The organism is Rhodanobacter sp. FW106-PBR-R2A-1-15, from assembly GCF_058789735.1.
Genome location: NZ_JBYTEM010000001.1, coordinates 214231 through 240437, shown reverse-complemented (window position 1 = coordinate 240437; position 26207 = coordinate 214231). Strand labels below are relative to the sequence as shown.

Genomic DNA, 26207 nt, shown 5'->3' with positions numbered 1-26207 from the left:
TCATGCACCGGCGACGCCCGGCGCCCGCCACTGTGTGATCGGCGCCGGGCGGCCGAGCAGGTAGCCCTGGCCCATCTCGCAGCCCATCGCCATCAACGCATCGCGCTGGGTCGGCGTCTCGATGCCTTCGGCGATCACCTGGATGCCGAGCGCGCGCGCCAGCGCCAGGATCGCCGCCACCACGGTGGTGCTGGAGGTGTTGCCCTCCTTGTCCAGTTCCTGCACGAAGGCGCGGTCGATCTTCAGGATACGCAGCGGCAGCGAGTGCAGGTAGCTGAGCGAGGAGTAGCCGGTGCCGAAATCGTCCAGCGCCGCGCCGATGCCGATCGCGCGCAGGCGCTCCAGCGTGGCGCGCACATGCTCGGGATTGTCCAGCAGCGCGCCCTCGGTGACTTCCAGCACCAGCCGCTGCGGCGGCAGCCCGGTACGTTCCAGCAGCTGGACCAGGCGCCGGTCGAAATGCGCATGGCGCAGGTGCAGCGCCGACACGTTCACCGTCATGAAGCTGTCGTCGCGTCCGTGCTGCAGCAGCAGCCGGCAACTCAGCTCGAACATGTGCCAGTCGATCGTCTCGATCAGCCCGCTGTCCTCGGCGATCCTCAGGAAGTCGCCTGGCCGCAGCACGCCGCGTTGTGGATGGTTCCAGCGGATCAGCGCCTCGTAGCCCAGCGTGCGCCCGCTGCCGTCGAGCGCGCAGATCGGCTGGAAGTACGGCTCGAACAAGCCTTGTGCCAGCGCCTGACGCAGTTCGCCTTCCAGCGCGAGCACGTCGACCACGTTCTGCGCCAGCCGCTCGTCGAACAGCTCGTAGCGCTTGCGGCCCAGCTGCTTGGCCCGGTACAGCGCAATATCTGCGTCGCGCAGCAGCTCGTCGGCGGCCACGTAGTTGCCGTCGCCGATCGCGATACCCATGCTGGCGGTCACCGGCAGTTCCTTGCCAGCCACCCGCATCGGCGCGTCCAGCGCGTCCAGCACGCGCTGCGCCACGGCGGTGGCCGCCCACGGCAGTTCGTCCTGTTCCAGCAGGATCGCAAACTCGTCGCCGGACAGCCGCGCCACCAGATCCGGATGGCGCACGCAGCCGGCCAGGCGCCGCGCCACCTCCTTCAGTACCTCGTCGCCGGCCAGGTGGCCCAGGCTGTCGTTGATGATCTTGAAGCGGTCCACGTCCAGGTACAACAGCGCGCAGGGGTGCTGCGGCTCGCGCCGCATGGCGTCCAGTGCGCGGTCGATGCGCTCACGCAGGTAGCCGCGGTTCGGCAGCCCGGTGAGCGCGTCGTGCATGACCTGATGGCGCAGCTGGTCCTGCATGCGCTCGCGTTCGCCGATTTCCTTGCGCAGGGCCAGCGTGCGCTCTTCCACCCGCTGTTCCAGCTGTTCGTAGGCACGCCGGAGCGACTCGGCGGAGCGGCGCCGGGTGAGGCTGTTGGCGACCTGCGAGGCGACGAAGCTGAGCAGTTCCTGGTCGGCCGCGCCGTACACCACGTCGGCGCGGTAGCTCTGCACGGCGACCAGCCCGATGACCTCGTCGGCCACGATCAACGGCACGCCGAGCCAGTACATCGCGGGAGAACTCATCCGCCCCGGCGCGATCTCGCCGCGCTGCTCCAGTTCCTCGATGTCCGCGTTGTCCACCCGCAGCGCGCGCCCCAGGCGCATCACATATTCGCTCAGGCCGCGGGTCAGCACGCGTTCGGCCGGCGGCGCCAGCACCGCGTCCACCGAGTAGGGAAAGGTCAGCTTGAGCCGGTCGTCGGAGAGCAGCCCGATGAAGAAGTTCTGCGCGTTCAGCAGTTCGCCCACCACCGCATGCACGCGCCGGTAGAACGTACCCTGGTCGATGTCGGCGGTGGCCAGCTCGGCGAGCTGGAACAGCGCGGTCTGCAGGTGCTCGGCGCGCTGGCGCTCGACGATCTCCTGCTGCAGCCCGCGGTTCGCCTCCGCCAGCTGCAGCGTGCGCCGCTGCACCCGCTGCTCCAGCTCGTCCTTGCCCTGCTTGCGCTCCAGTGCGGTGAGGATGTGGCTGCTGACGAACTCCAGCAGGGTGAGGTCCTCGTCGGTGAAGCCGATGTCGCGGCGATAGCTCTGCACCACCAGCACGCCGCGCGGCTGGCCGTCGCGCAGCAACGGCACGCCGAGCCAGTCGTAGCTGTCCGGGCCGATCAGGGTCACCGGCCCCACCACCTGGCTGCGCAGCTCCTCGGCATTGCCCATGCGCGCCTTGCCGTCGCGCATCACGTACCAGGTCAGCGTGTGCTCGATCGCGCCCAGCGGCATGTCCTGGCCGCCGCCGGGGGGCACCGGCTCCTGCTGGTCGACGAAGTACAGGAAACGGATCGTGTCCTGCACGGCATCATGCAGCACGATGAAGAAGTTTTCCGCATACATCAGCGTGCTGACGATGGCGTGGATGCCGCGCAGCAGGTCGGGCATGTCGCGCTCGGAGCCGGCCAGGTCCGAGATCGCGAACAGCGCGCGCTGCAGGTTCTCCGAGCGTTCGAGCTGCTCGTGCGAATCTTTCAGCTCGGCCCACTCCAAGGCCCAGCGCAGATGCTGGCCGGCCAGTCGCAGCGGCGTTTCCAGCCCCGCGAGGAAGCGCTCGTCGGCATGGCCCGGCTGCAACTGCAGCAACAGCAGCGCCACGTCGGGCTGCGTGCACAGGCGAACCGCCACACGTCGCCCGTCCGGGTGCCGCAGCGGCCCGGCCGTGCGGGCGGCCGCCACCAGCCACGACGCATCGGCCGGCGCGAACGACATCGGCGGGCGGCCTTGCGCAGCAACGACCTCGCCCTGCCCCCAGCGCACGCTGGCCGCGACGCAACCCGGACGCGCCTGCACCAGGTCGGCGATCGCCGCAGCCACCTCTTCCGGCGCATGCGTGCCGATCAGCCGGGCCAGCCAGCTCAGCTGCAGCGATCCGCCCTGCGACGGCCCCGCTTCCATGGCATCGGCATGCTTCATCGAATCCCCAAGCCCGCGCCCGCCAATGCCGGCGGACGGCCCGCCCGGTCGAAACCCCGCGGCAACGCCGGCATCGGACATGACGAGCCTGCCTCCATGCGGGCCAACGCGCAATACCGATAAACTGCCCCATCGCGTCCGGCTGGCCACGCCATGAGTCGGCGCCGCCGTGTTCCGGCGTCATCCGCAGCGCAGGTCCCCGTTCCATCCATGCTCACCGACACCACCAAGGACGCCATCCGCGCCGCCTACGCACGACTGAAGGACGGCCTGCCCGGCTTCCGCGCGCGCGCCTCGCAGGGGCGCATGATCGCCGAGACGGCCAAGGCGTTCGCCCGCGCCGGCGGCGTGGCGGCGGTCGAGGCGCCCACCGGCACCGGCAAGTCGATGGCCTACCTGATCGCCGGCGTCGAGGTGGCGCGCTTCCAGAAGAAGAAGCTGCTGATCGCTACCGCCACCGTGGCGCTGCAGGAACAGCTGGTGCAACGTGACATCCCGCTCTACCTGCGGCTCAACGGCATCGAGGCGAAGGTGGCGCTGGCCAAGGGCCGCGGCCGCTACCTGTGCCCGCGCAACCTGCTGATGGCGGCCAACAGCATCCACGACGCGCAGCTGGGCCTGGCCGGTTTCGAGGCGGACCTGCTGCTGTGGAACAAGCCGCCGCAGCCGCGCGACAAGCAGGCGCTGGCGAAGCTGCGCGGCGCGTTCGACCGCCGCGAGTGGGACGGCGACATGGACAGCGCGCCGGAACCGGTCAGCGAGCTGCTGCGCCCGATGATCACCACCAGCGCCGGCGGCTGCACCAACCGCAAGTGCGGCCAGTTCATGGTCTGCCCATTCTTCGTCGCGCGCCGCGCGGTGGACGACGCCGAGATCATCGTGGCCAACCAGGACCTGGTGCTGGCCGACCTCACCATGCCGGGCGAGGCCGACGGCGGCGCCGAGCCGGGCTGGGGCGGGGTGATCCTGCCACGCCCGGACGAGACGCTGTACGTGTTCGACGAAGCCCACCACCTGCCCGGCAAGGCGATCGACCGCGGCGCGGCCGAGGTCCACATCACCGCCAGCGTGCGCCAGCTGAGCCGGCTCGGCCGCCAGGTGCACGCGGCGTATTCGCTGACCGACAAGGAAAGCCTGGGCCGGCTCACCCTGGACGCCGGCGACGCCAGGCTGCAGGAACTCAGCGACGCGCTGGAAGAACTGGAGAAAGCCATCCGCCTCGGCTGGCTGCCCGACCCGGCCGAAACCGAGCCGATGTACCGCGGCTCGCTCGGCCAGCTGCCCGCGCCGTGGGTGCAACAGGCGCGGGCGCTCAGCCTGCTCACCGGCGAGGTGCAGCGCTGGCTGGGCGCGGTGCGCCGCGCGGTGGTGGAGATGACCGATGGCGGGCCGACCCAGGAGGCGCTGTCGCGCGAGCTGGGCATCGCGCTGGAACGCGTCGGCCGGCAGGCCGCCTGCTGGCGCGCCTGGTCGGCCGACGATCCGGACGACGCGCCGCCGCTGGCGCGCTGGGTCACCCTGGGCGCCGACCAGCAGCTGGTCTGCCACGCCTCGGCAGTATCCGCCGCCGGCCTGCTGCGCGAGGTGCTGTGGGGCAACGCCAGCGGCGTGCTGCTGACCTCGGCCACGCTGAGCGCCGGCGGCAATTTCCGCAACTTCGCCGATGCGGTGGGCCTGCCCGACGACGCGCTGACGCTCAGTCTGCCCTCGCCGTTCGACCTGGCCGCGCAGGCGCGGCTCGAAGTGCCCTCGATGCGCACGCTGCCCGACGCACGCGAGGCGCACGCGGAAGAAATCAGCGAGTGGCTGGCTGAAAACCTGGACTGGGACGCCGGCAACCTGGTGCTGTTCACCTCGCGCACCAAGCTCGACCGCGTGCTGCAGAAACTGCCGATCGCGCAGGTGCGCAAGGTGCGCGCGCAGGGTTCGCTGGGTAAGTCGCAGCTGGTCGCCGAGCATTGCGCCGACATCGAAGCCGGCAAGGGCAGCACGCTGTTCGGACTGGCCTCCTTCGGCGAAGGCCTGGACCTGCCGGGCAAGCTGTGCGAGACGGTGGTGATCACCCAGCTGCCGTTCGCCGTGCCCACCGACCCGGTCGGCGCCACCTATGCCGAGTGGCTGGAATCGCGCGGGCGCAATCCCTTCATAGAAGTGAGCATCCCCGAGGCCACGCGCCTGCTCACCCAGTACTGCGGCCGCCTGATCCGCAACGAGAGCGACCATGGCCGCATCGTGCTGCTGGATCGCCGCGTGGTCACCAAGCGCTACGGCAGCGGCATGCTGAAGGCGTTGCCGCCATTCCGGCGCGTCATCGAGAGGACCGCATGATCATCCGCCTGGCCGACCGCCCGCCGCAGCCGTGGAAGAACGGCCTGGGCCGCACGCGCGAAATAGCCGTCCAGCCGTCTGGCGCCGGCATGGACGATTTCCTGTGGCGGGTCAGCGTGGCCGAGGTGGACAGCGCCGCGCCGTTCTCCGCCTTTCCCGGCATCGACCGCGTGATCGTGCTGCTCGACGGCGCCGGCTTCACGATGACGCTGGACGGCGCGCGCACGCACGCGCTGACCGTGCCGTGTACGCCGTTCGCGTTCCCCGGTGAGGCGAAGGTGGACGTAGCGCTGGCCGGCGGCCCCACCCGTGACTTCAACCTGATGCTGCGCCGCGGGCACGCCACCGGTGGCGTCGCCGTATGGCGCCAGCCCGGCGAGGTCAACGGCCCCGGCGACGTGGTGCTGCTGCATGTGGCGCAGGGCCGGTTGACGACGCCGGATGGCACGCTGGCCGCCGGCGACAGCTGGCGGCCCGACTCGCGCGCCGCCCCCCCGGTGAAGCTAGCCGACGACACCGTGGTGCTCGCGGTGCGGGTGCAGGCCGGCGGCCGCTGAGGTCTCAGAGCCTGTGAGGAAAACCACTTCCTGTGGTTTTCTTCAGTCGCGAGTCCGGTACACGCCCGGACTCGCTCACATGAAACAGTCACTTGCGTGACTGTTTCATGCCCGGCCCTCGGGCAGCCGCTCCTGCGCTGCCTCAACTCGGGCATCGGGCAACTGCTCCTGCGTTGCCTCAACTCAGGCATCCATGCCCTCGCCATGCCCTCGCCGTGGCCGGTCTGAGAGGTTGGAAAACTCACAACCTCTCAGTCCAGCGCGTGGAAGTGGTGCAGCGGACCGCGGCCGCGGCCGACGTCCAGGCGTTCCGCCGCGACCAGCGCCGCCTGCAGATAGGCCTTGGCCTGCGCCACCGCGACCGGCATTGGGTGCCGCGGCCGCAGCGCGGCGATCGCCGCGGCCAGCGTGCAACCGGTGCCGTGGCCGGCGCGGGTGCGTAGGCGCGCGGCATCGAACACCTGCACGCCGTCCGCGCCGGCCAGCACGTCGGGGCTGCGCACACCGCCCAGGTGCCCGCCCTTCAGCAGCACCCACGCCGGCCCCAGCGCGCGCAGCTGGCGGGCCTGCGCCCGCATCGCCTCCAGGCCGCCGGCCGGCACGCAGTCCAGCAGTGCGGCCGCCTCGGCCAGGTTCGGCGTGAGCAGCTCGACCTGCGGCAGCAGCGCCTCGCGCAGTGCCGCGAGCATGCCGGCGCCGGCCAGGGCGTCGCCGCTGCTGGCACGCAGCACCGGATCGAGCACCACGTGGCGCGCGGCGTTCGTGTGCAGCACTTCGGCCACGGCGTACACGGTGGCGGCCTCGGCCAGCATGCCCAGTTTCACCGCGTCCACCCGCACGTCGTCGAACACCGCCTGTACCTGCTCGGCAACCAGTGCCGCCGGCAAGGCCTGCACGGCGCGTACGCCCTGCGTGTTCTGCACGGTGACCGCGGTGATCGCCGCCATGCCGTAGGCGCCGAGCGCACCGAAGGTCTTCAGGTCGGCGGCGATGCCGGCGCCGCCGCTGGGGTCGCTGCCGGCGATGCCGAGCACGTTGGGGATCATCCGGCGTGGCTGGCGCTGAAGGCGATCAACGCCAGGCGGGTACAGCCCTGCGATTGCAGCCATGCCGCCGCACGCGCCGCGCGCAGGCCGCTGCGGCAGGCCAGCACCACCCGTGGCGCCGCCGCCAGCTGCGGCCACAACGCCGGCAGCGTCTCGTTGGTCGCGCGCAGGGCGCGCGGCACGGGCGACTGCGGCGCCTCGTCCAGGCCGCGCAGGTCGACCACCACGTCGTCGGCGGCGAGCTGGACCGGATCGAGCAGCGGCCAGGCGGTCTGCGGCTCCGGCGCGTCGCGGAAGTCGAAGCTGGCGAAATCGCGGCCGTCCCAGCGGAACAGGCGACCGCGTGGCGGCGACGGAAGATCCAGCAGCAGGGCCAGCACCAGCTGTGCCTGCAGCGCGCCGATCATCGCCACCACCGGGCCGAGCACGCCGGCCGAGGCGCAGTCGCCCGCGGTGGCCGGCCACTGCGGAAACACCGCGCGATAGCTCGGCACGTCGCCGCAGAACACCCCGGCGTAGCCCGCCATGCCGACCGCCGAGGCGCTGACCAGCGGCCGCCGCGCGGCGAGGCAGGCATCGCTGAGCAGGTAGCTGACGGCGAACTGGTCGGCCGCGTCCACCACCACGTCGGCGGCGGCGACCAGGGCCGGCGCTGCGGCCGGGGTGAGCGGGCGATGCAGCGTCTCGATGCGTACCTCGGGATTGAGTGCCGCCAGCGCCGCTGCAGCCGCTTCCACCTTGGGGCGGCCGATGTCGCCCATCCGGTACAGCGTCTGCCGATGCAGGTTGCCCAGCTCGACCACATCCGGATCGATCACGCTCAGCACGCCCACCCCGGCTCCGGCCAGCAGCGGCAGCAGCGCGCAGCCGAGGCCGCCGGCGCCGACCACCAGCACGCGGGCATCGGCCAGCCGCGCCTGGCCGTCGGCGCCGACGCCGGGCAACCGCATCTGCGTGGCATGGCGCGCGCTCATGCCGGGCACCGCGTGGCATCGAGCCAGGCGCGAAGACTGGCCTCGGGATCGGCGTGCCGCACGATGTCGCCGACCACCGCCACCACGTCGGCTCCGGCGGCCAGGCACGCCGCGGCGCGCTCGCGGGTGAGGCCGCCGATCGCCACCAGCGGCAGCGCGCCGACGGCGCGCTTCCACTCGCCGATGCGCGCCAGCCCCTGCGGCGGCCATGGCATCACCTTGAGCTGGGTCGGCCAGATCGGCCCCAGCGCAATGTAGTCCGGGCGGCAGGCCAGCGCGGTCTCCAGTTCGGCAGGGGCGTGGGTGCTCAGGCCGAGCCGGATGCCGTGCCGGCGCAGCGCCGGCAAGTCGGCGTCGCGCAGGTCCTGCTGGCCGAGGTGGACGTAGTCGGCGCCGAGCTCGATCGCCAGCTGCCAGTGGTCGTTGACCACCAGCTGCGCGCCGCGCGCGCGGCAGGCGGCGAGCGCGGCGGTGACCTCGCCGCGCAGCCAGTCGCGGTCCGCGTGCTTGGCACGCAGCTGCACCAGCCACGCACCCGCCGCGACCACGCGGCGGACCCAGGCCGCATCCGGCACCACCGGATAGAACGGGTCGAGCCGGCTCATGCCAGTTCCGCTCGACCGGACACCGGCGTGGACGGCGCGGCCAGGTCGCGCGGCTCGATCGGCCCGGCGCGCCACGCGGTGCGGCCGGCGTCCACCGCCTGGGCGAACGCGCGCGCCATCGCCACCGGGTCGCCGGCGCGGGCCACCGCGGTGTTGAGCAGCACCGCGTCGTAGCCCAGCTCCATCGCCGCGGCCGCCTGCGAGGGCAGGCCAAGGCCGGCATCGATCACCAGCGGCACTTCGGGGAAATGCGCGCGCAGCGTGCGCAACGCATGGGGATGACTCAGGCCGCGACCGCTGCCGATCGGCGCCGCCCACGGCATCAGCACGCGGCAGCCGGCATCGAGCAGGCGGCCGGCCACGCCGAGGTCGTCGGTGGTGTAAGGGAACACCGCGAAGCCCTCTTCCGCCAGCACGCGTGCCGCCTCGACCAGACCGAACACGTCCGGCCGCAGGGTGTCGTCGTCGCCGATCACCTCCAGCTTGATCCAGCGCGTGCCGAACAGCTCGCGCGCCATCTGTGCCGTGGTCACTGCCTCGCGTACCGAGTGGCAGCCGGCGGTGTTCGGCAGCACGCGCACGCCGAGCGCGCGCACCTGCGCCCAGAAATCCTGGCCGGAGCGCTGCGCAGCCGACTCGCGCCGCAGCGATACGGTGACCACCTCGCAGCCAGACGCCGCGACGGCCTCGGCCAGGCAGGCCGGCGACGGGTAGTGCGCGGAACCCAGCAGCAGCCGGGAGACCAGCGTCTCGCCGTAGAGATGCAGTGCGTCCATCGTCCTAGCCTCCCTGCATCGGCGCCAGCACCTCGACGCGGTCGCCCGCGGCGAGCTGCGTGCCGGCGCGCTGGGCCGCCGCGACGAAGCGCCCGTTGACCGCGGTGGCGACCGCCGCCTCGGCCAGCCCCATGCGCGCCAGCAGCGCCTGCAGGTGCTCGGCGGGCGGCTGCGGCTCGCCATTGACCAGGATGTTCATGCCTCGACCTCCGCCGGGGCCGCCAGCGTGGCGGCGAGCTGGGTGGCGTACCACGGCGCGAGCAGGAAGCCGTGCCGGTACAGCCCGTTGAAGTGGGTGACCCGACCGCGCCGGAGCAGCCGCGGCAGGTTGTCGGGAAACGCCGGGCGGACCCCGGCAGCGGCCTCGACGATCTCCGCCTCGGCCAGCGCCGGATGCAGCGCGCGGGCTGCACCAAGCAGCTCCAGCGCCGAGCGCACGGTGATCGGGCCGGCGTGGTCGCTTTCCAGCATGGTGGCGCCGAGCATCAGCAGGCCGTCCGCGCGCGGCACCACGTAGATCGGGAAACGCGGATGCAGCAGCCGCACCGGCCGGTGCAAGGTCACGTCACGGCTGCGCAGCAGCAGCCGCTCGCCGCGCACGCCGCGCAGGTCCGGCAGCGCCTCGCGCGCGGCCAGGCCGCGGCAATCGATCACGTGGTCGGCGGCCAGCGTCTGCGGCTGCACCGCCGCGCCGAAGGCGAAGCGCACGCCGCGGGAAGCCAGCGACGCGGCCAGCGCCGGCAGGGCTTCGCGCGGGTCCAGGTGCGCCTCGTCGGCCAGCCACAGACCCTCGCTGAAACCCTCGGCGAGATCCGGCTCCAGCGTGGCGATGCGCTCGGCGTCGACCGCCACGTGGCCGCCGGTGCGGGCGGCGAACTGGCGCAGCTCGCCACGATCGCGCGGCGCCGCCAGCACCAGCGTGCCGCCGCGCACCACGCCGGGCACGTGTTGCGACCACCAGTCCAGCGCTAGGCGGCCGCGCTCGGCCACCACCGTCTCGGCGCCCTCGCGCTCGCAGTCCGGCGCCAGCATGCCGCCGGCTAGCCACGAGCAGGCCGACGCACCGATCGCGTCCGCCCGCTCGTGCACGCTGACCGTGGCGCCGGCCTCAAGCAGCGCCGTGGCGGCGCACAGCCCGGCCACGCCGGCACCGACCACGGCGACCGCGCACCTCTCAAGCGACCGGGACATACAACGCACCTCCGACGGCCATGAACTCCTCCGACTTCGCCGCCATCCCGGCCAGCTTCGCCGCGTCCTCGCGCAGGTCCTGCGAGATCTTCATCGAGCAGAACTTCGGTCCGCACATCGAGCAGAAGTGCGCGACCTTGTGCGCCTCCTTCGGCAGTGTGGCGTCGTGGAAGGCGCGCGCGGTGTCCGGGTCCAGCGCCAGGTTGAACTGGTCTTCCCAGCGGAACTCGAAGCGCGCGCGCGACAGCGCGTCGTCGTGCAGCTTCGCCGCCGGATGGCCCTTGGCCAGGTCGGCCGCGTGCGCCGCAATGCGGTAGGCGATGACGCCGGTCTTGACGTCGTCGCGGTCAGGCAGGCCCAGGTGCTCCTTCGGCGTGACGTAGCAAAGCATCGCGGTGCCGAACCAGCCGATCATTGCTGCGCCGATGCTCGAGGTGATGTGGTCGTAGCCGGGCGCGACGTCGGTGCTCAGCGGCCCCAGCGTGTAGAACGGCGCCTCGCCGCACAGCGCCAGCTGCTTGTCCATGTTCGCCTTGATCTTGTGCATCGGCACATGGCCCGGCCCCTCGATCATCACCTGGCAGCCGTGCACCCAGGCGATGCGGGTGAGTTCGCCCAGCGTCTCCAGTTCAGCGAACTGTGCCGCGTCGTTGGCGTCGGCGATGGAGCCGGGACGCAGGCCGTCGCCCAGCGACAGCGAGACGTCGTAAGCGCGGCAGATCGCGCAGATCTCGGCGAAGTGCTCATACAGGAAACTCTCGCGGTGCCCGGCCAGGCACCAGCGCGCCATGATCGAACCGCCGCGGCTGACGATGCCGGTGACACGGTTGGCGGTCAGCGGCACGTACGCCAGCCGCACGCCAGCGTGGATGGTGACGTAGTCCACACCCTGCTCGGCCTGCTCGATCAGGGTGTCGCGGAACACTTCCCAGTTGAGCTTGAGCGGGTCGCCGCCGACCTTCTCCAGCGCCTGGTAGATCGGCACGGTGCCGATCGGCACCGGCGCATTGCGCATGATCCACGAGCGGATCGCGTGGATGTTGCGCCCGGTGGACAGGTCCATCACCGTGTCGGCGCCCCAGCGGATCGACCAGACCAGCTTCTCCACTTCCTCGGCGACGCCGGAACTCACCGCGGAATTGCCGATGTTCGCGTTGATCTTCACCAGGAAGTTGCGCCCGATCACCATCGGCTCCAGCTCAGGATGGTTGATGTTGGCCGGCAGGATGGCGCGACCGCGGGCGATTTCCTCGCGCACGAACTCGGCGCTGACGAAGTCCGGAATGGCGGCGCCGAAATCCTCGCCGTCGGCGCGCCGCGCAGCGGCATCGTCCAGCGCCCGCGCGCGGCCCAGGTTCTCGCGGAAGGCGGCGTAGACCATTTCTTCGGTGACGATGCCGGCGCGGGCGAATTCGAGCTGGGTGACCGCCTGCCCGGCGCGGCCGCGCTGCCGCAGTGGCCGCGCCGGGCAGGCCGGCGTGCCCACGTCGGCGTGCCCGCCCGACTCCGGCCCGATCGCCTCGAAGCCACGCGCGGCCAGCCAGGCCTCGCGCACCCGCGGCAGGCCACGGGCGAGGTCGATCGCGGCGGCGTCTTCGGTGTACGGACCGGAGGTGTCGTAGAGGTTGAGCGTGGGCTGGCGCGGATCGGTCAGCGCCACCTGGCGGAACGGCACGCGCAGCGCGGGGTGGCCGGACGGGGTCAGGTAGACCTTGCGCGAACCGCGGATCGGACCGGTAGTGACGTCGGCCGGTGCGGCCGGCGGATGGATGATGGTGGTTGGCATGGATCTCCTCCTGGTGGGTGGGGAGATCCGGGGCGACGATCAGTTTGGGCGCACGCCGACGGCGCGCTGGTGAATTCCCGTCCCTTCGCCGGCATGACCCGGATCAGGTTCAAAGGGTCCGGCTGCCGCCATCTCAGCCCTGCCTGCGCAGGACACCCCTCGGAACGCCGGCAAGATTAGCCCAGCCTCCGACGAGTTGTCCACGCCGGTCACGGAAGCTGCGCATTGCTACACTCGACGCACTCACGTGGTGCGGAGCGAACACGATGGCGATGCTGGTCCTGGGTCTGCTGATCTTCCTCGGCGTGCATTCGCTGCGCATCTTCGCCGACGGCTGGCGCAGTCGGCAGCTGGCGCGGCTGGGCGAAATACGCTGGAAAGGCCTGTACTCGCTGGTGTCGCTGGTCGGCTTCGTGCTGATCTGCTGGGGCTTCGTCCTGGCGCGACAGCAGCCGGTGCTGCTGTACGTGCCGCCGCGGTGGCTGCGCCACCTCAATGCGCTGTTCACCCTGGTCGCGTTCGTGCTGGTGGTCGCCGCCTATGTCCCGCGCAACCACTTCAAGGCAAGCTTCGGCCATCCGATGCTGCTGGGCGTGAAGACGTGGGCGTTCGGCCACCTGCTCGCCGCCGGCATGCTGCACGACGTGGTGCTGTTCGGCGCCTTCCTGCTGTGGTCGATCGTGCTGTTCGTCGCCTCGCGCCGGCGCGACCGCCGCGAGGGCACGGTGTATCCGTCCGGCACCATGCCGGGCACGACGCTCACCGTGGTGGTCGGCGTGGTGACCTGGGCGCTGTTCGCATTCTGGCTGCACGCGCTGCTGATCGGCGTGAAGCCGATGGTGTAGCCACGCCGGCGCACCGTAGCGGTGTGCCGAAAGCCATCTGCCCGGCCGGCTGCGGTTCGCGCTAGAGTCCGGCCATCCGTCCCCGCCGAGGTCGTGCCATGGCCGCCTTCCTGCTCTGGCTGTTGCTGCTGGTGTTCTGCTGGCCGCTCGCGCTGCTGGCGCTGGTGCTGTACCCGATCGTGTGGCTGCTGTTGCTGCCGCTGCGCCTGGTCGGCATCACGGTAAGCGCCGTGTTCGCCTTCCTCGGCGCCCTGTTGATGCTGCCTGCGCGCGTGCTGCGCGGCCGCCCGGTCTGACCCGCACGCAAACTTTACAATCCGTAAGAATAACTTTCCAATCGGCGCGAGTTACTTTACAGTGCCGGCATGGCCCGACCCAGCCGTTCGGCGGAAATCGACGCAACCCTGCTGCGCCTGGTGCAAGAACACCCGGACGATCTCGTCCGGATCGTCGCCGGAAAGCTCGGGCTCAGCCGCGCCGCCGTCGCCACGCGCGTACGCGCGCTGATCGGAGACGACTATCTTGCCAAGGTCGGCACGACACGTCCGACCTACCGTCCCGGAAACTCCAGGCGTGCGGGTTTCCGCCATGCGCTGCGTGGCTTGGCCGAGGACCGCGTGTGGTCGAACGACATCGCGCCCCTGCTGTCAGGCCTGCCCGCGAACATCTTCGATATCTGCCACCACGGCCTGACCGAGATGGTGAACAACGCGATCGACCACTCCGAAGGGAAACACCTCACGGTCCACGTCGACCGCAATGCCCACCGGGTCGCGATGATGGTCGCGGACGACGGCATCGGCATTTTCCGCAAGATCACCCGTGCGCTGGATCTTCCCGACGAACGACTGGCCCTGCTGGAACTTGCCAAGGGAAAGCTGACCACCGATCCACGGCGCCATTCCGGCGAAGGCGTGTTTTTCACTTCGCGCATGTTCGACCGCTTCCAGATCGCTTCCGGCGACCTGGTCTTCGACCATGATGGCGGGCAAGGCGACGACCTGTTGTTCGACACCGACATGCACCAGTTCCGCCATGGCACGACCGCGCTGATGGAGATCCGCACCGACACCAGCAGGACGGCCAAGGAGGTTTTCGACCAGTACTCCAGCGGGCCTGACGACTACACCTTCGCCAAGACGGTGGTACCGGTGAGACTGGCCCGGGTCGGTGACGAAAATTTGGTTTCGCGTTCGCAGGCCAAACGCCTGATGCAGCGGGTGGAGCGGTTCCGTACCGTGGTGCTGGACTTCGATGCGGTAACCAGCATCGGCCAGGCTTTTGCGGACGAGGTGTTCCGCGTCTTCGCGCACGATCATCCCGAAGTCGCGCTCGTTCCGGTCCATGCGGTGCCGGCAGTACGGCAGATGATCCGCCGCGCCGAAATCGCCCGCGATGAGGAAAGCGGCCAGTTGCCGCTGCGCTGAGCATGGCCGAAGAACCCTACTCGCCTTCCTGCGAGCGCAATCGCGACCCGATCCTCAGCGTGCTGCGCGAGTATTTCGCCGATCGCCGGCGGGTACTGGAGATCGGCAGCGGCACCGGCCAGCACGCGGTGCATTTCGCCGCGGCGCTGCCGCAATTGAACTGGCAAAGCTCCGACCGCGCGGAACACCTGCCCGGCATTCGCACCTGGCTGGACGAGGCGGTGCTGCCCAACACCCCGCCGCCGCTGGAGCTGGACGTCGGCGGCGCGTGGCCGCCCGGCCCGTTCGACGCGGTGTTCAGTGCCAACACCCTGCACATCATGGCGTGGCCCGAGGTGCAGCAGCTGTTCGCGCATTTGCCCGCGGTCACCGCTGGCGATGCCGTGCTGGCGATCTATGGCCCGTTCAACCGGCAGGGCCGCTACAGCAGCGCCAGCAACGCCGCGTTCGATGCATGGCTGAAGGCGCGCGACGCGCACATGGGTATCCGCGACGCCGAGGCGGTGGATGCGCTGGCCGCGGCGGCGGCCTTTGCGCTGGTTGACGACGTGGCGATGCCGGCCAACAACCGCTGCCGCGTGTGGCGCCGCCACGACTGAGCCTTTGCCTGCACGCACACCTGCACGCCGCCGCCGAACCGGGTACAAAGGCGGCATGAAGGCGATCGACACGCTGACCCCCTGCCCCTGCGGCAACCCGGCCGGTTACAGCCAATGCTGCGGGCCGCTGCACGACGGCGCCAGCGCCGCCAGCGCCGAACAACTGATGCGCTCGCGCTACAGCGCCTACGTGCTCAAGCGCGAGGACTACCTGCTGACCAGCTGGCACGTCGATACCCGCCCGGCCTCGCTGCGGCTGGCCGCGCAGCAGCCGCCCCCGACCTGGCTGGGGCTGGAGGTGCGCCGCCAGCAACGCGTCGACGACGACCATGCCATCGTCGAATTCATCGCCCGCTACCGGCTCGGCGGCGGCCGCGCGCAGCGCCAGCATGAGACCAGCCGCTTCGTGCGCGAGGGCGGCCACTGGTACTACCACGACGGCGAGCTGAAGAGCTGACGCTCAGAAACCCTGCACGCCGGCCGCCCGCAGTCGCGCGGCCAGCGCACGAACCTCGGGACAGGCGAAGAACGCCACCAGTTGGTTCGCGCGGCTGGCGCCGATGCCCTCCAGCGCCTGCCAGTCGTCCGCTCCGCGCGCGCTCAGCGCGGCCCAGTCGGGCAGCCCGGCCGCCACGTTGGACGGCACGCCCAGCGCCTGCAGCCAGCGCGTGAACGGACGCTGGCGCGCCGCGGCGAAGCTGCGCGCCAGCAGCGCCGCGCGGCTGGCGCCCAGGCCGGGCACGCCCGCCAGTTGTTCCGGCGTCAGACTCATCCAGTCCAGCAGGCCGTGCACCAGCCCGGCGTCGATCAGTGCCTGCCAGGTATCGGCACCGAGTCCCTCCAGTTGCAGGCCCTGCCGGCCGCCCAGCCACACCAGCCGCGCGCGGAACTGCGGCCCGCAGCCGGGCGTCGGCGACCAGCAGCTGAGCGCGTCGTGTACCGCCGGATCGGGCGACGTCACCGCAACGCGCTGCTGCGCGCGCCACGCCACCGACTGCAGGCGCGGAATGGTCAGCCCGGCCAGCGCCACCTCGACCTGATCGCCGGGGCGGATGTCGAGCTCGCGCCAGCGCTTCAACGAACCGATGCTGACCCGCTGCACGCGATGGTCGTCCAGCTGCACCGGCTCCAGTTCCAGCACCGGCGTGATGCGGCCGCTGCGGCCCACGGTGAAATCCACCGCGCGCACCTCGGCCAGCGCCGAGGCGACCGGATACTTCCACGCCACCGCCCAGTCCGGCGGCGCGGCCTGCCAGTCCGCGGCCGGCGGCCGATGGCCTTGGCGCAGCACCGTGCCGTCGGTGGCAAACGGCATGGCGTGGCGATACCAGCGCTCGCGCCAGCGCTGCACCTCGTCCAGCGTGGCCACCCGCTGCGTGTACGCCACGCTGTCGGCCAGCCCCATCGCCGCCAGCCCGGCCAGCCGCGCCGGCATGCCGGCCGGGCCGCTGGGCCAGTCCCACACGAACAGGCCGATCCGTGCGGCGCTGTCGGGGTCCAGCGCCTCGCGTGCCAGCGCGCCGGCCACCGCCGAGCGCGCGTTGGCGCCGCCGTCGTCGGCCTGCACATGGTCGGGCAGGCGCCAGACCAGCTCACCTTGCAGCACCGCCCGCGCAGGCGCGTTCGGCAGGTGTTGGGGGATTGCCCCGATGGCCTGTGCCCGCGCCGTCCAGTCCGAACCGTGCACGCCGTCGCCACGGCTGGTCACCTGGCGCAACTGGCCGTCCACATACAGCAGGGTGACCGCCACGCCGTCGGCCTTCGGCTGCACCCACAGGTCGCGGGCGCCGTGCGCGTGCATCCACACGCCGACCGCGTCGGCATCCGGCAGCTTGGTCAGGCCGGTCTGCGCCACCGGCGAACGTACCCGGCCGCCGGCGTCGGCGAGCTGCGCCAGCGCCGCCGATGCCTGCGCGGGGAAACAACGCTGCCAGCCGGCGAGACGCTGCATGGCCTGGTCGTAAACCGCATCGCTCACCGGCGATTGGCCTTCGACGCGGTACGCATGGTTCCAGCCGTCCAGCCGGTCATGCAGCGCGGCAAGCTCCTGCCGCGCCCGCGCCGTCGACCAGTCCGGGCAATCGGCCGCGTGCACGCGGCCGAGGCCCAGCACGATCATCGGCAGCAACAGGCAGCTCGTGCGCATGCGACGCTCCGTTCCGTGGATGGCGTCGGCGAAGCTAGCCGACGCGCCGCCCGACGGTCAGGCAGCGGGGCACGCGGCAGCACGTAGGCGCTTGGCGTCAGTCGGTGGCGGTCGGCGACGCGCCGAAGCGCAGCAAGGTCTGGCCGTGGTAGCGACCGTTCGGCCCGAAGCGGCGCTCCACGATCACCCCGCCGCCGTCGCGGTCGATGGCCACCACGGTGCCGGCGCGGGTGCCGTACTGCTCGCCGCGGATGAACGCCGGCGACAGCAAGCGTTCGCGCTCCAGTCCCACCCCGGTGTCGGGCAACTGCGCGTCCGGCGCCCGCCGTTCATCGGCAAGCGCCTCGAACAGTGGCGCAAAATCCGTGTCGCCGCCGGCGTCGATCCACTGCTGCAGCCGCTGCGTCAGCATGCGGGTCTTCGGCCATGGCGTGTTGAAGTCGGCGTTGGACAGGCCGTGCACACCCGGCGTCACCGCCTGCGCGCGCGGCTCGGGGCGGTTGCCGAGGTAGAACGCGGCGCGCGCGTCGAAGGTGAGCAGGTTGAACGGCCGGTAGTCGGCGGCCGCGCGCAGCAGCTGTTGCGCATGCGTGGCGGCATCGGCATCGCCGCGCAGGTAGTCGGTGGCCAGCAGGCCGCGCGAGGTGCCGAGTTGCGGGTCGCGTGGGTCGCGCACGTTGGTCACCACGCAGCAGCGCCCGTCGTCGGTGACGCCGAGCCAGGTGCCGCCGGCTTCGAGGTCGCGCCCGCCGATGATCGGCGCGTCGTCCCAACGCGCCAGCGCCGCGCTGGGACGCGCGTGGAACTCGTCGCGGTTGCCGGCCAGCAGCAGGCGCCAGCGCGGATGCGCATTCCAGGCGAAGGCGATCAGGCACATGCGCGAAACCTACGCCACACAGGCCATCACTTCCAGCGGAAGCTCGCCGAGCATCCACGCGATCGACACGGCCGCCTCGCGCCCGTCGTGCTCCGCGCGCACCACCAGGTCGGCGCCGCGCATGTTGTCGCCGCCAGCGAAGATCTTCGGATGGCCGGTCTGGAACGGCAGCGCACTCGCGCCGCCGGCCCGCGCCGCCTCGCCGCCGGCCGGATCGAGGAATACCAGCCCGGCCGCGAAGCGCTCGTCCGCCGTCGCCAGCGCGCGCAGCCAGTCCACCGGGCGATGAATCAGCACGCCGCTGACGCCGTCGCGATGGGAGAGCTTCGCCAGCGCCGCGAACGCGGTGTCGACCAGCGCGGCGCTGGCGTGGCCGTCGACCTGCGCGACCAGGCCGAAGCCGCAGCTGTCGTGTTCGAACGCCGGGTCGTACAAGGTCGCCATGCCGCTTACCGCCATCTCACCCGTCCGCGCTGCGCAGGCCTGCCGCGATACCGGAGGCACCGATCGTTTTGCGCAGGAGCGACTCCGACTAAAGCACAATTGTTGCGACGCGTCAAAATATTTGTTTGGACGGCTAGACTGTCATCCAGAAAGCATGGCCGTTCGAGGCAGCCGCGAGCCCGGCCGGACCGCCCCGATGCCGGCACCGATTGGCGGGCGTGCGACCGACGTGCCGAAACGAGCCACGACGCCATCGCGGCGGGTGCCGCCTCGTCGGCATCCGCGGCCGCCCGGCCCGACCACCATCTCGCCCCGTCCGTCCCGCTCGGGGATAATCAGCCGCATGCCCATACCCACCCGTGCCGCCGTCTGCCCCGTCCGCCGCCTGATCCTCGCCGTGCTGCTGGGTTGCCTGGCCATCACTCCGCTGCACGCGCGCCAGGACGGCAAGAGCCGCAGCGAGCAGGCCGCGGCCAAGCACAAACTGGCCGAGCTGCAGCAGAAGATGGAAGCACTGGCCGAGCAACAGGCCGATACCGCCAGCCGGCGCGATCGCGCCAACGCGGAGCTGGCCAGGCAAGCGAACGCCCTGGCCAGCGCGGCGCGCGCGGTACATCAGACCGACGCCGAACTGGCGGCCAAACAGCAGCAGCTGGACCAGTTGCAGCAGCAACGCGCGACCCTCAAGCAGGCCCTGGACAGCCAGCGCGCCGCGATCGCCGACCTGCTGCGCGCCACCTACGCGCTCGGCCGTGGCTCCGACCTGCGCCTGCTGCTGGGCGATGAGGACGTGGCGCGCATCGCCCGCGCGCTGGTGTACTCGAAGTACTTCCAGCAGGACCGCGTGCAGCGGGTGCAGCGCCTGATGGACGACCTGGCCAGGCTGCAGGAACTGGAGCAGGCGATCAGCACCGAGCAGCAGGCGTTGCAGGCAACCCGCGCCCAGCGCGAGCAGCAGGCCGCCGTGCTGGCCGGGCAACGCGCCGCGCAGCAGAAGCTGGCTGCCGAGACCGACGCTCAATACAAGGACCAGGCGCAGCGCCTGGCCGCGCTGAAACAGGATGCGCAGGCGCTCAACCACCTGCTCGACAAGCTGCAGAAGGCGATCGACGAAGCCGCCGCCCGCGCCGCGGCCGAGCGTGCCGCGGCGATCAGGAAGCACCCCGGGCGCAAGCCGCCACCGCCGCTCGAGGTCGGCGGCGCCAGCGCCAACATCCGCGGCAACCTGCCGTGGCCGGCCAGCGGGGCGGTCAACAGCTACGGCAACGGCGTGCTGATCAAGGCCGGCGGCGGCAGCGAGATCCACGCCGTGGCGCGCGGCCGGGTGATCTACGCCGGCTTCCTGCGCGGCTACGGCATGCTGCTGATCCTCAACCATGGCAACGGCTGGATGAGCATGTACGGCAACAACGAGACCCTGCTGCACGGCGTCGGCGACCAGGTCGAGGCCGGCGCGGCGATCGGCACCGCCAGCCCGCCCACCGGGGTCAACACCGGCGTCTATTTCGAGCTGCGCCGGAACAACCAGCCGGTCGATCCGCGCAGCTGGCTGAGCCAGCACCGTTGACGCGATCGTCGCCGCATCGCAGGCTAGCCGCACATTCACACTGAATTACCCCGGCCTCTGGTTGTCTCATGCCTGACCACTTTTCCCGTCGCGCTCCGGCGCGACGCTGTCCGTTGCACGGAGTCACACGCATGCGTCTTTCCCCCTCTGGCGCGCCGCTGGGCCTGGCGGCCCTGCTGCTGGCCGCCCCGTTCCTGCTGGCCGCGCCGAAGCTCTGCGCACAGAACGCACCGGCCAGCCCGGCCGCGCCGGTCGAGCTGCCGGCTGCCACCAGCAGCGCCGCCGTTCCCGCCGCTGCCGGCACCGTCGACCAGGTGGACCTGGACGACATCCGCAACTTCAGCCGCGTCTACGAGGTGGTGCGCCAGGCCTACGTGGAGAAAGTCGATGACAAGACCCTGATGAAGGCGGCCATCACCGGCATGCTCAGCGGGCTCGACCCGCACAGCGAATATCTCGACAAGGAAGGTCTGACCCAGCTCAACGAGGACACCACCGGCCAGTACAGCGGCCTCGGCATCGAGGTGCTGCAGGTCGATGGTGGCCTGCGTATCGTCTCGCCGATCGACGACACCCCGGCGGCACGCGCCGGCATCAAGCCGGGCGACAGCATCGTCAAGATCAACGGCATCGTGGTCGACGCGCAGAATGTGGACGGCATGTTCAAGGAGTTGCGCGGCAAGCCGGGCAGCAAGGTCGACCTGACCATCGTGCACCAGAACAGCGACAAGCTGATCGACCTGCACCTGGTGCGCGAGAACATCGCGATCAGCAGCGTCAAGGTGCGTGAACTGGAACCGGGCTACGCCTATGTGCGGATCAGCCAGTTCCAGGACGACACCGCGGGCGACCTGGAGCGCAAGCTGGGCCAGTTGATCGCGAAGAACGGGCCGCCGAAGGGCGCCGTGCTCGACCTGCGCAACAACCCCGGCGGCCTGCTCACCGCGGCGGTGGGCGTGAGCGACGACTTCCTCGACGTCGGCACCATCGTCACCACCCGCGGCCGCCTGCAGGACGCGAACATGAGCTTCAAGGCGCATCCCGGCGACCAGCTCGGCGGCGCGCCGATGGTCGTGCTGACCAACAACGGCACCGCCTCCGCCGCGGAAATCGTCTCCGGCGCGCTGAAGGACAACCACCGCGCGCTGATCATGGGCCAGCGCACGTTCGGCAAGGGCGTGGTGCAGACGGTGTTGCCGCTGGACGCCGACCATGCGGTGAAGATCACCACCGCGCGCTACTACACGCCGAACGGCACCTCGATCCAGGCCGAAGGCATCAAGCCGGACATCGCGCTGGCCGAGCTCACCGTGAACCCCTCCGACCACGGTCCGGTGCTGATCAGCTCGGAAGCCGACCTGCCGAACCACCTGGCCAACGAGAAGGCCCAGGCCGGCACCAACATCAACGACGACGGCAGCGCCGCCGACGCCAAACTGGCCACCAGCGATTACGCGCTGGCGCAGGCGCTGAACGTGCTCAAGGGCATGGCGCTGCGCCAGCCCGCCACCGTGCGGCGCTGAGCGGCGCACGCCAGAGAGGCGAAAATGAAAACGGCCCCTCGTGGGGCCGTTCTCGTTCGGACCGTGACTCGACGCGCCGGCTCAGGCCGCCGTGGCGAACAGGCCGCGCATCTTCTTCATCGCGTTCGCCTCGATCTGGCGGATGCGCTCGGCGGACACGCCGTATTCGTCGGCCAGATCCTGCAGCGTGGCCTTGCTGGAATCGTCCAGCCAGCGCCGCTGGATGATGTCGCGCGAGCGCGGGTCCAGGTGGGCGAGTGCATCGTTCAGCGTCTCCATCTGGTTGTCGGCGTAATCCTCATCAGCCACGTTCTGGTACGGGTCGGCGCCATCGTCGACCAGGAACGCCGCCGGCGCCGGCTTGGCGTCGTCGTCGGCATCGACCGGAGCCTCGAAACCGATGTCGCGGCCGGACAGGCGCGACTCCATCTCGCGCACGGTCGCCTCGGGCACGCCCAGGTCCTTCGCCACGGTGCTCACCTCGGCCGCATTCATCCAGCCCAGGCGCTTCTTGCTCTTGCGCAGGTTGAAGAACAGCTTGCGCTGCGCCTTGGTGGTGGCGACCTTCACGATGCGCCAGTTCTTCAGGATGAACTCGTGCATCTCGGCGCGGATCCAGTGCACCGCGAAGCTGACCAGGCGCACGCCCTGGTCGGGATCGAAGCGCTTGACCGCCTTCATCAGGCCGATGTTGCCTTCCTGGATCAGGTCGGCCAGCTGCAGGCCGTAACCCGAGTAACCGCGCGCCACATGCACCACGAAACGCAGATGCGACATCACCAGCTTCTTCGCGGCGGCCAGGTTGGCCTCCTCGAGGTAGTCGCGCGACAGCGCCTGCTCCTCTTCCTGGCTCAGCACCGGAATGCGGTGAACCGCGGAGATGTACGCGTCCAGACTGCCGACGACACTGGGCAGGTTGCTGGGGGTGATCGCCAAGGCTTGGGACATGGATGGAACCTCCTGCATGACGTCAAAGTTTAGCACTCGGGTAGTTGGAGTGCTAAAGCGCGGGATTGGTTCCGCGCTTTTAATGAACCGAATAGTACAGATATTTTCCACCCTTGTCCAGCGCCCCATCCGGTGTCACATGAGGTTGCCCGGGCGGCGTTCAAGTGGGCGTGAATTGGCCCTGCAATGCGGCCCGCGGCGGCAACGACCAGTCCACCGGCGCGTGGCCATGCGCTTCCAGGTAGCGGTTGGCGGCGGAGAAATGCCCGCAGCCGAGGAAGCCGCGATGGGCAGACAACGGCGAGGGATGCACGCTCTGCAGCACGCCGTGGCGGCGGGTGTCGATCAGCTGCCCCTTGCGCTGGGCGTAGCTGCCCCACAGCAGGAACACCAGGCCCTCGCGCTCGCGGTTGAGCGCGTCGATCGCCGCGTCGGTGAAGCCTTCCCAGCCCTTGCCCTGGTGGGCGCCGGCGCGGCCTTCCTCCACCGTCAGCACGCTGTTGAGCAGCAACACGCCGCGGTCGGCCCACGGCGTGAGGCAGCCGTGGTCGGGGCGCGCAATGCCGAGGTCGCGCTGGATTTCCTTGAAGATGTTCTCCAGCGACGGCGGCACCCGCACGCCGGGGCGCACCGAAAAGCACAGACCGTGCGCCTGCCCGGGACCGTGGTACGGGTCCTGGCCCAGGATCACCACCCGCACCGCGTCGAACGGGGTGTGCTCGAACGCAGCGAAGATCTCCAGCCCGGGCGGGTAGATCCGCTTGCCGGCCTGCTTCTCCGCGCGCAGGAATGCCGCCAGCGCCTGCATCTCGGGACGCAAGAGATAATCGCCGATACGCGCCTTCCAGGACGGTTCCAGCCGGATCTGCGCCGCGTCGCTCATGCCTCGGCCGCGTGTTCGCGCAGGTGCCTGGCCACGCGCAACTGGAACAGCAGCTTGGTCACCAGCAGCTTTTCCTCGACCGGCTTCTCGACCAGGTCGTTGGCGCCGGCCTTGATCAGCGCGGCCTGGTTGGCCGGGTTCTCGTCGCCGGTCATCACCAGCACCGGCAGGCGGCCCTTGCCGTAGCCGAACTCGCCGCGGACGTGCTTGAGCAGGTCGCCGCCGGTGAGTTCGCCCTTCAGGCTGACGTCGGTGAGCACCACGTCGGCACCCACCACGCCCTGCGCCTTCGAGGTCTCCAGCAACGCCAGGGCGTCTTCCACGCTGACTACGTGGCGCACGGTGAGGCCGATCTTCTCCAGCATGCGGCGCGTCGCCAGCGCCACCACGCGGCTGTCCTCGACGTACAGCACCACGCCCTCGGCGGTGTCGTCCGGCCGCACGTAGCCGCGGATGAACTCGGCCAGCGCCTGGAAGCCCAGCGCCTTGTCGAAATAATCGGTGACGTGTTCGCCCAGCGAGCGGCGATGCAGCCGGTCCTCGACGTCGCCGGAAACCACCACGATCGGCATGTACGCCTGCGGCGCCGACTCGCGCACGAAGCGCGCCAGTTCCAGCCCGTCCATGTCGGGCAGGCGCAAGGCGATGGTGATGAAGTCGAACACGCCCTCGCCCAGCACCTGCTGCGCCTCGGCGCCACTGCCGCAACCAATCACCTCGACCCCGGGCAGCTCGGCCAGCAGCACGCGGGTAATCAACTGCCGCACCACGCGCGAGCCGTCGACCACCAGCACCCGCGGCGCCTCGGTCAGCAGACGGCTGCTGATATTCGTACTCATTCCTTAACTCACCCACCCGACTCGTGGCAGTCCTGCGCCGATGAACCCGCAGGCGCACCCCTGCACCCGCCGTAACTGGGGATAGTGCACCGGATCGGCCATCGACCGTTGCGATCAGCGTCACCCCCGCGCAAGCGCATCACACCGCCTTGCGCAATTGCCAGGCGCTGACCAGCCGCGCACCCAGCCAGCCCAGCGCCGCAGCGACCAGCGGCACCGCCAGCAGCAGCCACGGCGGCAGGCCGCCGACCTGCAGCTTGCCATCATAAGCCTGGCTCAACTGCGCCACCGGCGCGGCCAGCGCCAGCTCGATCAGCACCGCCAGTAGCGCCGCCAGGATGCCGCTGAACAGGCCGTACCAGATCCCCGCATACAGATAAGGCCGGCGCACGAACGCGCCGCTGGCGCCGACCAGCAGCAGCACGCCGATCTCCTCGCTGCGGCTGGCGATGTCCACCCGCACCGTGTTGCCGACCACCAGCAGCGCCGCCAGCGCCAGCAGCGAAGCCAACACCAGCACCACGCGATTGCCCACGCCGAGCAAGGCGTCCAGCCGCTGGCGCCAGCTGCCGCTGTCCTGCACCAGATCGACGCTGCGCAGCGTGCGCACGTCGGCGACCAGCTGCTCCAGCGCCTGCGCGCTCACGCCCGCGCGCGGCTGCAGCTGCAGCACATACGGCAGCGGGTTGTCGTCCAGCGTGTGCAGAGCGCCGGAGAAGCCCTGCATCTGCGCCAGCTCGTCCATGCCCTGCTGCGGTGTCTTCACCGTCACCGCGGCCACTTCGGGGCGGCTGCCCAGTTGCTGTGCCAGCAGCTGCGCCTGCGGTGCAGCCTGACCCGGCTGCAGGAACACGCTGATCGCCTGACTCTGGCCCAGCGCGTTGCCGAGTTGCTGCACGTTGCCCAGCAGCAGATAGAACGCCAGCGGCAACGCCAGCGCCAGGCCCATCACCGCGATCGTGAGCAGGCTGCCGAACGGGCGCGCGGCAAGCCGGCGCAGGCTCGATCCCGCACTCCAGCGATGGTGTTCCCACCAGTTGCCGATGCGGCTGCCGCGGCTGTGGGTGTTGCGGCCCGACGCATCCGCCGGCGCGTGCAGGGTCTGCGTCGACGCGTTCACAGCACCTCCTGCGCAGCCAGGTCGGCGACCAGGCGGCCGTGGTCGAGCACGATCACCCGCCGCTTCATGCGCTTGATCAGCGGCAGGTCGTGGCTGGCGATCAGCACGGTCGTGCCGAGCTGCTGGAACTCGCCGAACAGGCCCATGATCTCCACCGCCAGCTGCGGGTCGAGGTTGCCGGTGGGCTCGTCGGCGATCAGCAGCGCCGGGCGCGCCACGATCGCGCGGGCGATGCCCACGCGCTGCTGTTCGCCCGTGGACAGGGTGGCCGGCAGTTGCCGCTCGTAGGCCAGCAGGCCGACCTTCTCCAGCGCAGCGCGTACCCGACGGGCACGCTCGGCGCGCGCGACGCCGCCGATCACCAGCGGCAACTCGACGTTGGCGAACACGCTGCGATCCAGCAGCAGGCGGTGGTCCTGGAACACCATGCCGAGGTGCCGACGCCACTTCGGGATGCCGCTGTGGCGGATCTTCGCCAGGCTCTTGCCGTCCACGCTGATGCTGCCGTGCGACGGCCGCTCGATCAGTCCCAGCAGCTTGAGCAGGGTGCTCTTGCCGGCGCCGGAGTGCCCGGTGACGAAGGCCATCTCGCCACTGGGCACCTCGAAGGAAAGCTGCGAGAGCGCCTCATGGCCGCCTTCGTAGCGTTTGCTGACTTGATCGAACTGGATCACCGAGCGTCCCCGAGCCTGCGTATCGTCGTATCCACGCAAGGATAAGGGAAGCCGGCCGCAAGGTGCGGACTTCCCCGATCGCCGCGATCCG

24 protein-coding genes, 1 pseudogene and 1 riboswitch are annotated in these 26207 nt (G+C 70.6%); of the genes and pseudogenes, 9 read left to right on the top strand and 16 right to left on the bottom strand.

Features of this window, described 5'->3' with window-relative positions:
* Nucleotides 1–2961 carry a bifunctional diguanylate cyclase/phosphodiesterase gene (locus AC3WTD_RS00975; RefSeq protein ID WP_492612746.1) on the bottom strand — a complete coding sequence of 987 codons (2961 nt, stop codon included), beginning with the start codon at nt 2959–2961 and terminating at the stop codon, nt 1–3.
* Between the two features lie 210 nt (nt 2962–3171).
* Between AC3WTD_RS00975 and dinG the strand changes: the two genes are divergently transcribed.
* Complete coding sequence (gene dinG, locus AC3WTD_RS00970; protein ID WP_492612745.1) at nt 3172–5289, top strand: ATP-dependent DNA helicase DinG; 2118 nt, start codon at nt 3172–3174, stop codon at nt 5287–5289.
* Nucleotides 5286–5846 carry a HutD/Ves family protein gene (locus AC3WTD_RS00965; RefSeq protein ID WP_492612744.1) on the top strand — a complete coding sequence of 187 codons (561 nt, stop codon included), beginning with the start codon at nt 5286–5288 and terminating at the stop codon, nt 5844–5846. The genes dinG and AC3WTD_RS00965 overlap by 4 nt, the downstream gene beginning before the upstream one ends.
* Nucleotides 5847–6097: 251 nt before the next feature.
* Here the strand turns inward: AC3WTD_RS00965 and thiD are convergent, their stop codons facing one another.
* From thiD to thiC, 7 genes are read right to left on the bottom strand one after another with little or no spacing between them, the layout of a single operon-like run.
* Complete coding sequence (gene thiD / locus AC3WTD_RS00960; protein WP_492612743.1) at nt 6098–6892, bottom strand: bifunctional hydroxymethylpyrimidine kinase/phosphomethylpyrimidine kinase; 795 nt, start codon at nt 6890–6892, stop codon at nt 6098–6100.
* A complete protein-coding gene (locus tag AC3WTD_RS00955; protein ID WP_027493826.1) occupies nt 6889–7866 on the bottom strand; it encodes a ThiF family adenylyltransferase in 978 nt (325 codons plus the stop codon). Before AC3WTD_RS00955 ends, thiD begins: the two co-directional genes overlap by 4 nt.
* Nucleotides 7863–8471, bottom strand: a complete 609-nt coding sequence (locus AC3WTD_RS00950) for a thiamine phosphate synthase (protein WP_235642510.1) — start codon at nt 8469–8471, stop codon at nt 7863–7865. Before AC3WTD_RS00950 ends, AC3WTD_RS00955 begins: the two co-directional genes overlap by 4 nt.
* Entirely contained in the window at nt 8468–9247 is a 780-nt protein-coding gene (locus AC3WTD_RS00945; RefSeq protein ID WP_037090411.1) for a thiazole synthase, read from the bottom strand. The genes AC3WTD_RS00950 and AC3WTD_RS00945 overlap by 4 nt, the downstream gene beginning before the upstream one ends.
* A 4-nt stretch (nt 9248–9251) precedes the next feature.
* Nucleotides 9252–9446 carry a sulfur carrier protein ThiS gene (thiS, locus tag AC3WTD_RS00940; protein ID WP_027493828.1) on the bottom strand — a complete coding sequence of 65 codons (195 nt, stop codon included), beginning with the start codon at nt 9444–9446 and terminating at the stop codon, nt 9252–9254.
* Complete coding sequence (locus AC3WTD_RS00935; RefSeq protein ID WP_492612742.1) at nt 9443–10438, bottom strand: FAD-dependent oxidoreductase; 996 nt, start codon at nt 10436–10438, stop codon at nt 9443–9445. Before AC3WTD_RS00935 ends, thiS begins: the two co-directional genes overlap by 4 nt.
* Nucleotides 10422–12224, bottom strand: coding sequence for a phosphomethylpyrimidine synthase ThiC (gene thiC, locus AC3WTD_RS00930; protein WP_492612741.1), 1803 nt, complete (start codon nt 12222–12224; stop codon nt 10422–10424). Before thiC ends, AC3WTD_RS00935 begins: the two co-directional genes overlap by 17 nt.
* 63 nt (nt 12225–12287) lie before the next feature.
* A riboswitch (TPP riboswitch) is annotated at nt 12288–12394 on the bottom strand.
* Between the two features lie 96 nt (nt 12395–12490).
* Between thiC and AC3WTD_RS00925 the strand changes: the two genes are divergently transcribed.
* From AC3WTD_RS00925 to AC3WTD_RS00905, 5 genes are all read left to right on the top strand, one after another.
* On the top strand, nt 12491–13069 hold the full coding sequence (locus tag AC3WTD_RS00925; RefSeq protein WP_492612740.1) for an NnrU family protein: 579 nt from the start codon (nt 12491–12493) through the stop codon (nt 13067–13069).
* 98 nt (nt 13070–13167) lie between these two features.
* Complete coding sequence (locus AC3WTD_RS00920; protein WP_007508724.1) at nt 13168–13365, top strand: hypothetical protein; 198 nt, start codon at nt 13168–13170, stop codon at nt 13363–13365.
* Nucleotides 13366–13434: 69 nt separating this feature from the next.
* Nucleotides 13435–14496 carry an ATP-binding protein gene (locus tag AC3WTD_RS00915; protein ID WP_492612739.1) on the top strand — a complete coding sequence of 354 codons (1062 nt, stop codon included), beginning with the start codon at nt 13435–13437 and terminating at the stop codon, nt 14494–14496.
* A 2-nt stretch (nt 14497–14498) separates the two neighbouring features.
* A complete protein-coding gene (locus AC3WTD_RS00910; protein WP_492612738.1) occupies nt 14499–15095 on the top strand; it encodes a DUF938 domain-containing protein in 597 nt (198 codons plus the stop codon).
* A 55-nt stretch (nt 15096–15150) separates the two neighbouring features.
* The gene (locus AC3WTD_RS00905; RefSeq protein WP_492612737.1) at nt 15151–15552 is read left to right on the top strand and encodes a YchJ family protein; all 402 of its coding nucleotides are present in this window, start codon (nt 15151–15153) and stop codon (nt 15550–15552) included.
* Nucleotides 15553–15555: 3 nt separating this feature from the next.
* On the opposite strand, the gene ligB is transcribed toward AC3WTD_RS00905, so the two are convergent.
* The 3 genes and pseudogenes from ligB to AC3WTD_RS00890 form a co-directional block, all read right to left on the bottom strand.
* Nucleotides 15556–17241 carry an NAD-dependent DNA ligase LigB gene (gene ligB, locus AC3WTD_RS00900; RefSeq protein WP_492612736.1) on the bottom strand — a complete coding sequence of 562 codons (1686 nt, stop codon included), beginning with the start codon at nt 17239–17241 and terminating at the stop codon, nt 15556–15558.
* Between the two features lie 97 nt (nt 17242–17338).
* Nucleotides 17339–18118: an NRDE family protein gene (locus AC3WTD_RS00895; RefSeq protein WP_027493836.1), complete on the bottom strand. Its 780-nt coding sequence runs from the start codon at nt 18116–18118 to the stop codon at nt 17339–17341.
* Nucleotides 18119–18127: 9 nt separating this feature from the next.
* Nucleotides 18128–18307: pseudogene (locus tag AC3WTD_RS00890) on the bottom strand (glutamate synthase small subunit); the annotation flags it as partial.
* A 598-nt stretch (nt 18308–18905) separates the two neighbouring features.
* Here AC3WTD_RS00890 and AC3WTD_RS00885 point away from each other — a divergent pair.
* Both AC3WTD_RS00885 and AC3WTD_RS00880 read left to right on the top strand, forming a co-directional pair.
* Nucleotides 18906–20129 carry a murein hydrolase activator EnvC family protein gene (locus AC3WTD_RS00885; RefSeq protein ID WP_027493838.1) on the top strand — a complete coding sequence of 408 codons (1224 nt, stop codon included), beginning with the start codon at nt 18906–18908 and terminating at the stop codon, nt 20127–20129.
* A gap of 131 nt (nt 20130–20260) precedes the next feature.
* On the top strand, nt 20261–21652 hold the full coding sequence (locus AC3WTD_RS00880; protein WP_027493839.1) for a S41 family peptidase: 1392 nt from the start codon (nt 20261–20263) through the stop codon (nt 21650–21652).
* 81 nt (nt 21653–21733) lie between these two features.
* Here AC3WTD_RS00880 and rpoH read toward each other — a convergent pair whose 3' ends face one another.
* The 5 genes from rpoH to ftsE all read right to left on the bottom strand — a co-directional run bounded on the left by rpoH (nt 21734) and on the right by ftsE (nt 26116).
* Nucleotides 21734–22600, bottom strand: coding sequence for an RNA polymerase sigma factor RpoH (rpoH, locus tag AC3WTD_RS00875; protein WP_008433610.1), 867 nt, complete (start codon nt 22598–22600; stop codon nt 21734–21736).
* A 160-nt stretch (nt 22601–22760) separates the two neighbouring features.
* A complete protein-coding gene (gene ung, locus AC3WTD_RS00870; RefSeq protein ID WP_027493840.1) occupies nt 22761–23483 on the bottom strand; it encodes a uracil-DNA glycosylase in 723 nt (240 codons plus the stop codon).
* Nucleotides 23480–24322: a response regulator gene (locus tag AC3WTD_RS00865; RefSeq protein WP_492612735.1), complete on the bottom strand. Its 843-nt coding sequence runs from the start codon at nt 24320–24322 to the stop codon at nt 23480–23482. The genes ung and AC3WTD_RS00865 overlap by 4 nt, the downstream gene beginning before the upstream one ends.
* A 139-nt stretch (nt 24323–24461) precedes the next feature.
* Nucleotides 24462–25442: a permease-like cell division protein FtsX gene (ftsX, locus tag AC3WTD_RS00860; protein ID WP_027493842.1), complete on the bottom strand. Its 981-nt coding sequence runs from the start codon at nt 25440–25442 to the stop codon at nt 24462–24464.
* Nucleotides 25439–26116, bottom strand: a complete 678-nt coding sequence (ftsE, locus tag AC3WTD_RS00855) for a cell division ATP-binding protein FtsE (protein ID WP_027493843.1) — start codon at nt 26114–26116, stop codon at nt 25439–25441. Before ftsE ends, ftsX begins: the two co-directional genes overlap by 4 nt.
* Between the last annotated feature and the right edge of the window lie 91 nt (nt 26117–26207).